12 protein-coding genes and 2 pseudogenes are annotated in these 12,347 nt (G+C 36.9%); 2 read left to right on the forward strand and 12 right to left on the reverse strand.

Translation table 11 applies throughout. The annotated features are described in order from the left end of the window. Positions 1 to 9: 9 nt before the first annotated feature. From M5V91_RS18295 to M5V91_RS18330, 8 genes and pseudogenes are all read right to left on the reverse strand, one after another. Positions 10 to 444: an NUDIX hydrolase gene (locus M5V91_RS18295; RefSeq protein WP_217027556.1), complete on the reverse strand. Its 435-nt coding sequence runs from the start codon at positions 442 to 444 to the stop codon at positions 10 to 12. A 174-nt stretch (positions 445 to 618) separates the two neighbouring features. Continuing rightward, positions 619 to 945 (reverse strand): antibiotic biosynthesis monooxygenase family protein, encoded by a 327-nt coding sequence (locus tag M5V91_RS18300; RefSeq protein WP_217027553.1) that lies wholly within the window; start codon positions 943 to 945, stop codon positions 619 to 621. Between the two features lie 448 nt (positions 946 to 1,393). Beyond that, positions 1,394 to 1,957 carry a DUF402 domain-containing protein gene (locus M5V91_RS18305; RefSeq protein ID WP_374940684.1) on the reverse strand — a complete coding sequence of 188 codons (564 nt, stop codon included), beginning with the start codon at positions 1,955 to 1,957 and terminating at the stop codon, positions 1,394 to 1,396. Positions 1,958 to 1,995: 38 nt separating this feature from the next. Then, the gene (locus M5V91_RS18310; RefSeq protein ID WP_009335254.1) at positions 1,996 to 2,472 is read right to left on the reverse strand and encodes a GNAT family N-acetyltransferase; all 477 of its coding nucleotides are present in this window, start codon (positions 2,470 to 2,472) and stop codon (positions 1,996 to 1,998) included. Positions 2,473 to 2,579: 107 nt separating this feature from the next. Continuing rightward, positions 2,580 to 3,203, reverse strand: coding sequence for a class I SAM-dependent methyltransferase (locus M5V91_RS18315; RefSeq protein WP_009335255.1), 624 nt, complete (start codon positions 3,201 to 3,203; stop codon positions 2,580 to 2,582). A 258-nt stretch (positions 3,204 to 3,461) separates the two neighbouring features. Continuing rightward, a complete protein-coding gene (locus M5V91_RS18320) occupies positions 3,462 to 3,878 on the reverse strand; it encodes an NUDIX hydrolase (protein ID WP_009335256.1) in 417 nt (138 codons plus the stop codon). A gap of 294 nt (positions 3,879 to 4,172) precedes the next feature. Continuing rightward, positions 4,173 to 5,191: pseudogene (locus tag M5V91_RS18325) on the reverse strand (flavin-containing monooxygenase). 210 nt (positions 5,192 to 5,401) lie between these two features. Beyond that, a complete protein-coding gene (locus tag M5V91_RS18330; protein WP_251174095.1) occupies positions 5,402 to 5,929 on the reverse strand; it encodes a CueP family metal-binding protein in 528 nt (175 codons plus the stop codon). Between the two features lie 181 nt (positions 5,930 to 6,110). On the opposite strand from M5V91_RS18330, the gene M5V91_RS18335 reads away from it, so the two are divergent. Continuing rightward, complete coding sequence (locus tag M5V91_RS18335; RefSeq protein ID WP_071157912.1) at positions 6,111 to 7,064, forward strand: arsenic resistance protein; 954 nt, start codon at positions 6,111 to 6,113, stop codon at positions 7,062 to 7,064. Between the two features lie 115 nt (positions 7,065 to 7,179). On the opposite strand, the gene M5V91_RS18340 is transcribed toward M5V91_RS18335, so the two are convergent. Together M5V91_RS18340 and M5V91_RS18345 are read right to left on the reverse strand one after the other, a co-directional pair. Next, positions 7,180 to 7,719, reverse strand: coding sequence for a PadR family transcriptional regulator (locus M5V91_RS18340; protein WP_251174096.1), 540 nt, complete (start codon positions 7,717 to 7,719; stop codon positions 7,180 to 7,182). Positions 7,720 to 7,854: 135 nt separating this feature from the next. Continuing rightward, positions 7,855 to 9,086 (reverse strand): annotated as a pseudogene (locus M5V91_RS18345) (cytochrome P450). Positions 9,087 to 9,632: 546 nt separating this feature from the next. Here M5V91_RS18345 and mleCBF point away from each other — a divergent pair. Further along, positions 9,633 to 10,475, forward strand: coding sequence for a CBF family alpha/beta fold macrolide esterase (gene mleCBF, locus M5V91_RS18350; protein WP_251174098.1), 843 nt, complete (start codon positions 9,633 to 9,635; stop codon positions 10,473 to 10,475). Between the two features lie 463 nt (positions 10,476 to 10,938). On the opposite strand, the gene M5V91_RS18355 is transcribed toward mleCBF, so the two are convergent. After that, positions 10,939 to 11,442 (reverse strand): DinB family protein, encoded by a 504-nt coding sequence (locus tag M5V91_RS18355; protein ID WP_251174099.1) that lies wholly within the window; start codon positions 11,440 to 11,442, stop codon positions 10,939 to 10,941. A gap of 329 nt (positions 11,443 to 11,771) precedes the next feature. Then, positions 11,772 to 12,251, reverse strand: a complete 480-nt coding sequence (locus tag M5V91_RS18360) for a GNAT family N-acetyltransferase (protein ID WP_251174100.1) — start codon at positions 12,249 to 12,251, stop codon at positions 11,772 to 11,774. Positions 12,252 to 12,347: the final 96 nt, after the last annotated feature.

The raw sequence follows: 12,347 nt of genomic DNA on the forward strand, positions 1-12,347 counted from the left end.
CAATGAGAGTCATGTCAATTGAATTGGAATCAGTGCCTCGGCTTTCTTAATATTTTCTTTTAAGTAAATAGGTGATTTTGGGTGGTTTAAAATTTCTTCTGAAGTTAACCAAAACACCTTTTCTACCTCATCAGGAATAATAGGTAACGCCTCACCAGATTCATATTCGCAAAGAAAAACAACATCCACCACATTTTGACCAGTATCTGTTACAAAAGAGGTGCTATTTACATAAGTTAAACTGTCTTTTACTTTTACACCGACTTCTTCTAAAATTTCACGTTTTACAGTTCTTTCTAGTATATTAGATGAACTTCCTTCTATATCCACCTTACCTCCAACTAGGGAAAGCAGACCTCCAGCGTGTTCCTCTTTTTTACTTCTTTCAATTATTAGCCACTTGTCATTTTTCCTTATAGCACCTTCAACATTTACAATAAACATTTTAAGTCCCCCAATATTTAATTGTATTTATTTTTCTTTAAATCTCATTAACTTCCCTTCCATTACTATGTTTTTATTTCAGCTAACCTGCACCTTCAGCTGTACAAAAAAACCGACTGGGTTTGGCAGCTGAACTCGAACATCAGCATCCACCATTGTATAAGACAAGAATCATTATATTTCGAAAAAGTTATCGCGTTCTACTTTACACACTCTTAGTGCGAAACTCTTATACCATTCATTTTTACCTCTAACCTGTGCAACTTGATGTGCCGAGTATTCCTTCCAATTCTTTATTGCATCCAATGAAGCCCAATATGAAACTGTAATTCCCAACCCTTCATCACGAGCACTTTCCAGGCCTAAGAATCCCTTTTGCTGAGAAGCTAACTCTGCCATTTTTTCCGCCATTTTTCCGTAACCTCTATCTCCCTCAGTTCTCTGTGATGAAAATATTACTGCGTAATAAGGTGGTTCAGGAGTTTTTACAATTCCATTCATACATTGTTTCCTCCAGTTTAATATTTTTATAATTCCCGCTATTCTATTATAAATATTTTTAAACAAGAAAAGCGACTGCCTTATTGAGCAATCGCACACTATTTAATAAGATATTTACTTATGGTTTCATTTGGTCATTTGCATCCATTTATAATCTGCCTGGGGTCGCAGTCATTATCAAGACATGCTCGGCTACTTTTCATTAACTTGAATATTTTTATCAAACGCATAAATGCTGACAAGCTTCGGCCTGAACTAATTCCTCCAATTTTTTTACTTTAGCAGAATCCTCATAAATTCTTTTCACTAATGTGGTCCTTGCCGTGATTCTCCAGGATGAGGTCAGCGAAAAAGACACACAGTCAGGCAATTTTACATTACATAACATCCATGAACTTTTATTTATATAAATATCACTTAAATCCCCTATGATTTCGGGATAATGACTTTACGTATGCTTTTTCACAAACTGCTCCAACAAAGGAATAAATTTCTCATGCGCATAAATGCCTTCAGATTCTGAAATCGTTTGAAGAAGAACATGATGAATAGATTTTGTTAATAAGTTTAAAGCCTGCTGGACAGAACCATTCTCAAATTTCTCCAATGACTCAGGCAATTCATCCTCGTCTAGAATAAAATATTCTCCATTCGGAAGTACTAAAATATCGATTATTAAATCTTCAAAACATACCATTCTATCGCTTATCAATGTATTTTTTACAATGTTAAAATATGAGCCCAAATACTTTCCTTTATGGTCTCTCCAGAAATATAGATTATATGGGCGATTTTCCCAGTAATAAGCAATTGTATAGCTGCCTCTCGGTATTGTTAATTGAGTTTGATTGGCTTTCATTGTAAAAGTGTCTTCAATAATATGAAAAAGCACCGCACTTTGATTTTGCACTGTCAACAGCATACAATTATATTCCACGACTTCGGAATCATACCTTATTTTTCTTTCTATTATTTCAGCCCCATTGAATTGATGAGTTCTTAGATTTGTTATAGTAGAAACCTCCCAATGGCAAATTAGAAAAGATGTATTTACAACATTAAATTCATTATGTACTGTTCGCCAATTGGCCCCATTTTTCTGCGTCCTGTATCCTGAAACCCAACTTTTACATACAGTTTTTGAGCAGCAATGTTTTTGTGATTAACAGCTAACACGATTTCATTACAGTCAGGGAATTCGTCAGCAGCAAATTTTCTTAATAATAACATAGCCTGCTTTGCATATCCTCGTCCTTGCTTAGCCTGGTTAATGGATAATGATGTTAGCAGCATCGCCTGCGGATTGTCCGAATACTCCTTTACTCTTTCAGTTGAATGCAATAAAAAGAAGCCCACTGGTTCTCCATCAAAAAGGATAACGATCCGATGCTGGCCTTCTGTTACTTCTTTATAATTGCTTGGCAGTGAAGTGAATTGAACCTGCTCTTTAGGAAGCTCAAAAGAATTCAAGATATCCATATGTTCATTAGAGAAATGTTTCAATTCCAAATAATTTGTCTTTTTCATTTATTCTCCCCCTCGGTACAATAGTATGATAAGAACAAATGTTTGTACAGTTAAAATTTAGTTATTAAACCAAAACAAACAATAAGCTGCCGTGATGGCAGCTGGCACTATTTTTTCTTGCATTTTATCATGAAGAAATTTATTGATGGTTTATTTTTCATATCCTTATTTGGCTCGTCAATTTCTGAAATCTCTATCAGGCCGTAATGTCCAAATTCTTGTTTTATGGTGTGAGAATCATAAAAAAACATTTTCACACCTTCCATGATCTCAAAATAATCTTTATCCAATTGTTTGCCCTTGCCAAACATGGGGGCTTTTTTTGAAACAGCTGTAAAAATCATATAGCCATTTGGCTTTAATTGATCATAGCAATCTTTAATAAACTTCTCTCTCTCATCCTTATTCAATAAGTGAATAAGGGCATGGGAGAATACACCAGTGTAAAGCTGGTCATCAAAAGGCATGTCAGTTACTGAGCCATGAAAAATTCTGCTGTCAATCCCATGTTGGCTTGCCAGATCAATGGCTGTTTTTGAAATCTCAATGCCTGTCACATTTATGCCATTTTCAATAAAAACCTTCGCATTTCTTCCATATCCAAAACCCGGCAACAGTATATCCTTAACATTCTCTTCAAGGAAAAAGTCCTTTGTTAAGATAGCGGAATCTGCAGCCTCAAATCCCCACATCGTTTGTTTTTCTATAAAACTGGATTCCCAGAATTCCATTAGATCTCTATCTCCTTTATGTTTTATTTTCATTGCAGCACTAGCGGCTTAACACTTATATATTTTTTAATAACAGACATAATGACTCTTTAATAACTATAATTGTTTTTTATTTTTTTGTAAATGTAATTCCTTAACAATTAACAGAATGTATTCTTTACTACAATTAAGTTAAGCCAGCCTGCTCCTTTAAGTAAACAAAAAGCTGCCTGATTTGGCAGCTGCTATGAAAAAGCACATGATAATTAAGGAGCGATATTATGTACCTTCAACCCAATAAGTAGTTTTCCTCAAGATAAGATCGTTTTTAAATAATTCTTCATATACAGCCGATAACTCATCCGGAAATTTCACTATCCCAGCATCACTTACAAATCGGATTCCCTTTATCTTATTTAATTCATTCATACAAGGTACACCGCTGACAGAATCTGCAAAGTAGAAGTAACCCGTCCACTGGATATTTCTGAAATAGAAATTTCCCTGATACACCTCAGTAAGTGCATGAACGGTTAATCCGATTTCCTCTTTTACTTCCCGTTTTGCACACTTTGATGGAGTTTCGCCTAATTCCTGTTTTCCCCCTGGAAAATTCCACAGATCCCCTCTATCTTGTACTACTAAAATATGATGGTCCACATCTTTTATCAGGACACGGGTGAAAATATTTTGCATATACGCTTTTTCCTCTCCACTAAAAGAAACAATTTTATGGCATAGAAGATACAGCCAAATCAATAAAAACGATTGCAAAAACTAAAAAACCATGAAAAAGCTAGAATACAATACCAATTTTGGCTCTCTTATTTGTTTATAAAGGGTAAGTCCCGACTCGATCGAAATAATCCATGTAATCATGCCCCATAGGGAAAATAAAAAGCCAAAATTTGCAATCAATAACAATCAAATGAAAAAATAATAAAGACCAGGATACCGTTTAAATTCTTTCAATCTCATCACAGGAGTTACTCAACAAAGGCACCCTGACTTTTGGGATCTAATAGAAAGAATTGCCGAAAGCAAATATTCAGCGTCCAATCCTACTCCGCAAATCAAAGCCGAGCCTCGCTGATATTGCCAGGGTAAGCCTATAAAATACAGGCCCTTAACTTCAGTGATCCCCCTTTTATGTATTGGTTTTCCTTCATTGGAGATGACACCTTTTATATTAATCCAGTCGTATGAAGGAACGAAACCAGTGGACCAGATAATACTATCGAATTTCCTCCGAGTCTGATCTTCAAATAGAACTTCTGTATCATTGATGTGTAAAACTTTAGGTTTTACATCAACCTTTTTGACTTTTATGAGTTCTTTCAGTTCCTTTCCAAAAATCGGGTCCTTCTGTTTTTGAAACCAGCTGCCTTTTACTGTATCTTTTCCTGCAAACAGCAGACCGAGTTTATCCAGCCAATAAAAAACACTTCTTCCAAGTATCGTTAATGGCAAAAATTTCATACTGTGACCAACAGCTATTGTGACGCTCTTATCTTTTGCTAATTCCACGGCGATTTGTGCCCCGGAATTGCCGCCGCCCACAACCAATATCTTACTTCCTGGCACTTCACCTGGGGAATGATATTCAGAAGAGTGAAGCTGAAAGGTATTTGCCCCCTTTTTATGGCATTAGGTATATATGGTTTTTGAAATGCTCCAGTTGCAATGATTACTTGCTTAGCAATCATCTTCCCGCTATTAGTTTCTAAGAGAAATGAACCATCAGGCTGTTTATTTAACTTAATTACATTAGTGTTAAGCATGACTGGAAGATCAAAATGCTTAACATAGTCAATCAAATAGTCCGCCATCTCATCTTTCGCTGGAAGTTCATTTGATGAACCTCCCATTTGTAATCCAGGCAAACTGCTATATCGGCGTGGGGTAAATAAAACCAGGGAATGGTATCTTTTCCTCCAGGAGTCCCCCGCGTCCCCAGTTTTTTCCAATATGACAAAGGATACATTTTCTTTTTTTAAATAATATCCCATTGCTAATCCTGCCTGACCTCCACCAATAATGGCCACTTCATAATTTATTATGTTCTCACTCCTCTCACACAAAAGTTATTCAAATATTGATTTGAATATTATTATATAATAACCAGAAAAAGGAATACACATTTTAAAAATAAAAACAGCTGCCTCTTGGCAGCTGTTCATAAAAAATGGACCTTCTTTGTCGATGAACCGAAGGCCCCTTTAAGTTAATTGCATGGTTGTAATACAAGTACCCTCATTCTCAAAAGTTAAAATTTCTGATTCCGATGTTTTTCCATCATACTTAATCTTTATTTGATATGTTTCATCTCTTGGGAGCCATAAATCAAAAAATCCATTTGCTTGGGACTTTACTTTTTCGTTCAAAATGACATTGCCTTTCGTATCTTCGATATATACATCAAACTCTTTATCAGCTAATTCACCTTGACAACCTGTCAAGCTATGATTAGTTCAAGGGTGGGTTTCATTAACGTAAGGTGCAATTGAAACGAAAAACTCTTCTTTCGGCAGATCATAGACTAATTCTTCACCATCCGCTTTTTTTACCAGTAGCTGCTGTGAGGTAATCGAAGCAGACTCGCTCTTAACGTTTCCTGCACTATAATCATTCACCAATTCCTTGATGTTATCAGCCTTCAAAGCGGCCTCATCATTTGAATCGGCTTGTCCACAGCCAGCTAATACTATTGAAATGAGTAAGACAGACAGAAATAGTTTTACCTTCACCTTTGTTCACATCCTTATTCAGTTTCATGCTTAAATGACTATTGCCAAAGTAAACAATAGCAAATAAATATGGAGAAATTATGGAGAAATGATTTGCAGCACCCGCTGCTTAAATAAGCAATTCGAATGTAACTATGCTAAAGTTATCATGCATAGATATTTTCAGAGGCTGTGAGTCAAATTGAACTTAATTGAAAAATTATATACTGTTATAATATTTTTAGCAGTGATTTTTGGTATTAGTATAGGGCAAGCAGAGTTAATAAGGGCTAATGCGGAAAGTTTTATTGTGCCTTTATTAGTAGCAATGCTATATATTACTTTTTTACAAATTCCTATTGAAGATATCAAGATAGCTTTTAAGAACATAAAATTTACATACACTTCAATCCTCATAAACTTTGTCTGGACACCCATCCTGGCATGGCTGCTGGCAATGGTATTTTTAGGCGATAATCCATCACTATATATTGGATTTATTATGCTGATGGTTACACCATGCACTGATTGGTACCTAATCTTTACAGGCATAGCAAAAGGAAATGTTGCCTTATCAACTGCTATCCTGCCTCTAAACTTAATCTTACAGGTCATATTGCTGCCTATCTGCCTTCTGATCTTTGGCGGAACGACAGGAGTAATAGAACTGGGGTTTTTAGTTGAAAGTATTCTGGTTGCATTAATCATACCGTTAGTTCTGGCTGTTTTAACAAAGATACTCTTAAAAAACAAGGATCAGTTAAGAGAAAGCCTTGTATCCAGCCTTAGCGTGCTGCCAATTATTTTTCTAAGCTTTGCCATCGTGGCAATGTTTGCGTCACAGGGACAATTATTGCTTAACCATTTAGATTTACTGTGGAAAATAACAATACCTATCCTTTTATTTTTTATGATTAATCTTTTTGTCAGTCAAAAAGCTGGACAGCTTATGAGATTCCCGAACTCCGACAGAGCCAGTTTAAGCTTGACCACTTTAGCCAGAAATTCCCCGATTGCTTTAGCCATTGCTATGACTGCATTTCCAGACCAGCCTTTGATTGCGTTGACCTTAGTAGTAGGCCCTCTGCTGGAATTGCCTATCCTGGCAGTCATCACCCAGATTTTATTATTTATCACTAAAGAGAAAAGAACATAAAAATGAAAGCACATATCCTTTTTATTTATGAATATGTGCTTTCTTAACTTGTCTCAATAGCACAAAAAAGGTTGTTAATCTAACATTCATGTGAATACATTAGTTATAACACCCCTCATATCTTCCCTTCTCTAATCTGCCCAATCAGCTTATCCAGCCAATAAATAGCGTGCTCTGCTTTGGTCGACACATACCCGCCAAGAAACTCGATCAGTTTCTCATTATCTTTGTCTTTTTCAATCAGCTGTTCAAAACTTTTATAATACTCCCACTTAGCCTTGGAGCTCTTTAATTTCTCTTCAAGGATAGCGACTGCTTTATCTTGATCTACATATTTGATGTTGGCTAAACCCACCAACATTTCACCGATCGAATCGGCCGTTTCAAACAATTTGTAGATTTTTTTCGGCAGCTCTTCCCGGCCTTTAGCTGTGATTTCAAATATTTGTTTATCCGGCCGATGTTCTTCTTTAATTATTTCGACTGTTGCAATTAAGCCCTGTTTCGCTAATGAATCGAAATGGTAGTACAGCTTGCTTTCTGTCAATCCAGCTAGCTGATCAAATGGAATAGGCTCTGAAAGCTGCTTTTTTATTTTATAAGGATAATTCTTACCCTCCATCAGTTTGGTTAATATAAATATTTGAATGGTCATTCTTTATGCTCCTTCAAGAGAATTACCCTTATTTTAGCAAAATGAATCTGGCATTTCAGCCTCATCCTTTACCTCTCCAATATTAAAACTCCCTTAAAGCAGTCAGTGTGCCTGCTTTAAGGGAGCCTTTATTCCTTACTTATACACGTTCATCGGCAGATTCGTTAAAGACTGGCCAGTGGCTGATGCCGTTAAATTCTTTTCTAATTCAAACCCTTCCACTGGTTCGATGCTGGAGAACTTCTTCACGAAGGTCTCCAGCGCTATTTTCATTTCCAGGCGTGCCAGAGGTGCACCCAAACAGAAATGCGGGCCATTTCCGAATGTTAGATGCTTTTTATTGTTAGGACGATGTATGTTTATAGAAAAAGGATCATCAAACATCCGATGGTCCATATTGCATGCACTCATCCAGGCAATAACGACATCCCCTTCTTTTAACTCAACGCCCATTAAATTGTTATCCTTTTTCACAGTTCGGTCTCTTCTCGACATATGAAAACGATAGCGGAGCATTTCTTCAACTGCATTTGGCACTAATTCCAGGTCATTACGCAGTTCTCCATATAAAGACTCATCATCATAAAGCAATGAATAAAACGTATTGGCAATCGCATGACTGGTTGTTTCCACTCCTGCGCCTAAAAGCAGCATGGTCACCTGCACAATTTCATTATCGGTAAACTTTTCACCATCTACTTCAGCTTGAATTAAATCAGAGATAATATCATCCGAAAGGTTCGACCGCTTTTGAACAACAATCGGATAGAGATATTGGAAATATTCTTTCGCAGCATTCTGTTTTTGAAGCTCTATGTCTTCCAGTCTCTCTTTATCGTAAGGCTGGAAAAGGATATCCACCCATTCTTTGAATTGAGCTCTGTCCTGTATCGGCACGCCGAATAAATCTGCAATAACCATACTTGGCAGCGGGGCTGCTAAAGCCTCAACAATATTAATTTCATTATTATCCTGGATGTTTTCTACTAGCTCCTCGGCAATCTGCTTGATGCGCGGCTCCCAATTCTTTAAACTGCGGGGAGTAAAAGCTGCTGCTAACAAGGAACGCCCTTTCCGATGATCCGGCGGATCTACAAGTGTAAGATTTGTTAAAGGCGACGCTTTCTCATGCTTGTCATTTGCCCCAACAAATATCGTTGTTCTCGGTCCGGCACTTGAAAAAATTCATAGTTGCCCAGCACCTGTTTCACACCCTCATAGGTAAACACATTCCATGTATTCGTTTGTTCATGATAATACACGGGATGATGGTGAAGCATGTCCTTATACCACTCAATAGGAAAAAACTCTTCTGCACGTGACTTAAAATTAGTAATCTCATTTACGGGAATGACTTCTTTCAACATACTATTTCTTTTCCTCCTTTAAGATGATGGGGATTCACTGGGCTGCACCAAAATAAGATTTAATAATCTACTAAGGTAAATGTACCTTCCGTATTACATTACTCTAAACAAAGTAGTTTAAAAAGAGTAATTTCGGCTAAAGATTTCCATTTTTTTATTTGAGGGGAATTTTATATATAGTCCATGTAACCTACATATAGGGAGAGGTTTTTTCAGAAAACATACGTATAAGCAGCCTCCCTATGCTGTTTATACGAAGTCTGCAACTCATAGATAGGTACCTATTTAATTCACTGCCTAAATATAGTATGACAAGTGGCATATCCAGAAAAAAACACATGGGAATTTTGGCTTTTTAGTGATTAGACATATGTTAAGGAATAAATATAGAGATGAGTCCCTTGTTAAATAAGATTTAAAAGGAGGCCTCGTCATGATTATCAAGGGGATTCGGCACAGATAATTAACAGGGGCAGGGCAACCATGCTCCGGAAAGAATTTGATCTGCCACATAGTAACGATGATTAGATAATACGGAGGTAAAAAATGACTGAACGAATTCTGAAAATAAATAATGTGGATATATGTACAGAAAGCTTTGGAAATGCTAAGGATCCAGCCATCCTTTTGATCATGGGCGCAATGACTTCACTGGACTGGTGGGATGAGGAATTCTGTCTCCGCCTTGCTGATAAGGGTAGATTTGTGATTCGATACGATCACCGGGATCTGGGACGATCGACCATTTATGAACCTGGTACTTCAAATTATACAATAACGGACTTGGCTGACGATGCGGCCGGTGTACTGGATGCTTATCATATAGAGCAGGCACATATCGTTGGCATGTCCATGGGCGGCCTAACTGGCCAAATTCTTGCCTTAAGATATCCGGACCGTGTACTGACGCTTACGCTGATTGCATCAAGTGTGTTCGGGACTGAGATGGAAAAGCTGCCTCCAATGGATCAGAACATACTGGATTACCACGCGAAGAGTGCTTCTATCAATTGGTCGGATCGGGATGCTGCAATTGCTTTTCTTGCGGGCGGCTGGAAAACTTTAGCCGGCTCCAAACCTTTCGAGCAGGAAAGAATATATAAACTTGCTTCAAGAGAAGCAGACCGCGCCAAACATCTGCCGAGCAGATTTAACCATGCCATGCTGCAAGGTGGAGACGTATATTTCGATAGAATGGATGAGATCAGTGTACCGGTGCTCATTATTCATGGCACAGAAGACCCAGCTCTCCCATACGAGCACGGGCTTGCTCTTAAGAAAGCCATCCCTCATTCTGAATTAGTGACACTTGATGGAACTGGGCATGAGATTCATAGTGAAGACTGGAATCAGATTATAGATTCTGTTATAAAGCTTAGTGCGAGATAAGAAGAATAAGTGGAAAGAAAATACACCTTCACACAAGAAGTCTTGGTTTAGTTGTATTGAATTATTTTTTTAAAGGAAAGTTCAAAGCCCAATTTCTCAATGTTATGAGCGGGAAATTGGGCTGCTTTTACTTCAGAATTACGGCATTAAAATAAAACAGCCATTGTGATAAATGCATTTGTTTAAAAATTTTAGATTACACTATATCAGAAAAGGGCTAAAGCCTATCCAGCAATTTTGCTCCTTTCACAAAGAAAATACGCATTTCTTATTTCAAAAAGCGCCCGATTGTTGAAGTTCTTAATTACTATGTCTTATTGAACTAAAGCACCCTTTAGCTTAAGTATAATTCTTTCACAATCTTGTATTAATAAAATAGAGGCTGCTACAGTTAGCAACCCTAATGTATATTATCGTATTCTTTGTTCTAAAGTTTATATTATTTATCTCCCCAAAATTTTAATTACATTTTAGGAGCTTCCCTTCCTGTCATAGCCCATTCCTCTTTTGATGGACCATAAAGACCAGGGACGGTTAAACCTGCTTGTCGCATCAAAATGGTCATTTGTCCTCGATGGTGAATTTGATGTTGAATCAAAAAAGTTAACAGTTCTAGATTGGACAATCTCTGCCCAAAAACATCTTGTACATCACTAAGATTTTTGTCACTCCAATGATTTTTTACTGCTTGCGAAAAAGCATTCCTTGCTTGTTGATAGCTATCAGAGATGAATTTTGCTGAGGTTGGCACAGGATAATCTTTTGTAGGTGCGTCAAGGGTAAGGTCAGTTCGAGATGAGATAACACCAATCGCTGTTACAGTATGCCAAGCTATTCTTCCTAATGTCCAATTTTGAGATGTAACTTCTTGGGATAAGGACTCATCTGTAAGTTGATTAAGAATTTTCTGAGTGGCATCTGCTTCAAAATTCCATAATTTAAAGAAACCATCTAATGTTTGAAACATATTCATCCTCCTCACTTGAATACTTCATAAATATATTCTGCATAGACTAAAAATTATCCCTTAATTTAACAAAAGATAATAATCAGAAAAAAATCTACTTTAATAGCTATTCTTGAAAAACTAACCTGCCCCGTTAGTCGAAGAAGAAAAAGGGTTGCCGTTCCAGTGGATTTTCAACTCTTGCACCCGTTTAGGATATAAAAGAACTTGAAATTTTTATGCTAATATACCAAGTAAATCTAATTGAAAGACTATCACAATCTCTACTGATTTTAATTTATCAGCATCAGTAAAATTTAATTGTCTTATTTCTTATCTTATACCTTCCTTTACGATAATTCTTTTATATACCAAGCGTCCATAGCATTATGCTCTGACCCATCTAGTGGTCTTTCAAGTTGTTGGAAACCTAATTTGATGTAAAGGAGATTAGCTGCTTGGAGTTTCTTCAATGTTTCTAAGTAACAGTGTGTATAGTGTTCCTTGGCGAAGTCGAGTGCTACTTTCATCAGCTCCTTCGACAGACCCATACCTTGAGCTTCGGGTGTAATGTATAGCTTTTGCAACTCGCAAATCCACGTCTTCTGTCCAAATGCTGCAATACCCACACCGCCTACCACTTCATCTTGTTCATTCACTGCAACCCAATACTTTGCATTTGATTGTTGCTTGTAAAATTGTGCTAGACTGCTCAGTTGGGGGTCAAAATATGCTGTTCCTGGAATATTTAAGTTAAATGATTCCAATGAGCGTTTTATAATTTGCTCCATTGTATGATTGTCCTTTTCTTCAATTTCACGAATTTGCAATGTTTCATCCCCCACATCTAAATAATTTATGTATTCTAATATTATTCTTCTAATAATTCCATACTACTAGCTCTTTGTTCAAGTAACCTGCCCCTC

The organism is Cytobacillus pseudoceanisediminis (genome assembly GCF_023516215.1).
Taxonomy (GTDB): Bacteria; Bacillota; Bacilli; order Bacillales; family Cytobacillaceae; genus Cytobacillus; species Cytobacillus pseudoceanisediminis.

Excerpts from the sequence above, each read along its gene's own strand:
- M5V91_RS18295 (WP_217027556.1), bottom strand. The coding sequence starts at position 444 with ATGTTTATTGTAAATGTTGAAGGTGCTATAAGGAAAAATGACAAGTGG.
- M5V91_RS18300 (WP_217027553.1), bottom strand. The coding sequence starts at position 945 with ATGAATGGAATTGTAAAAACTCCTGAACCACCTTATTACGCAGTAATA.
- M5V91_RS18310 (WP_009335254.1), bottom strand. The coding sequence starts at position 2,472 with ATGAAAAAGACAAATTATTTGGAATTGAAACATTTCTCTAATGAACAT.
- M5V91_RS18315 (WP_009335255.1), bottom strand. The coding sequence starts at position 3,203 with ATGGAATTCTGGGAATCCAGTTTTATAGAAAAACAAACGATGTGGGGA.
- M5V91_RS18320 (WP_009335256.1), bottom strand. The coding sequence starts at position 3,878 with ATGCAAAATATTTTCACCCGTGTCCTGATAAAAGATGTGGACCATCAT.
- M5V91_RS18340 (WP_251174096.1), bottom strand. The coding sequence starts at position 7,719 with ATGACCATTCAAATATTTATATTAACCAAACTGATGGAGGGTAAGAAT.
- mleCBF (WP_251174098.1), top strand. The coding sequence starts at position 9,633 with ATGACTGAACGAATTCTGAAAATAAATAATGTGGATATATGTACAGAA.
- M5V91_RS18355 (WP_251174099.1), bottom strand. The coding sequence starts at position 11,442 with ATGTTTCAAACATTAGATGGTTTCTTTAAATTATGGAATTTTGAAGCA.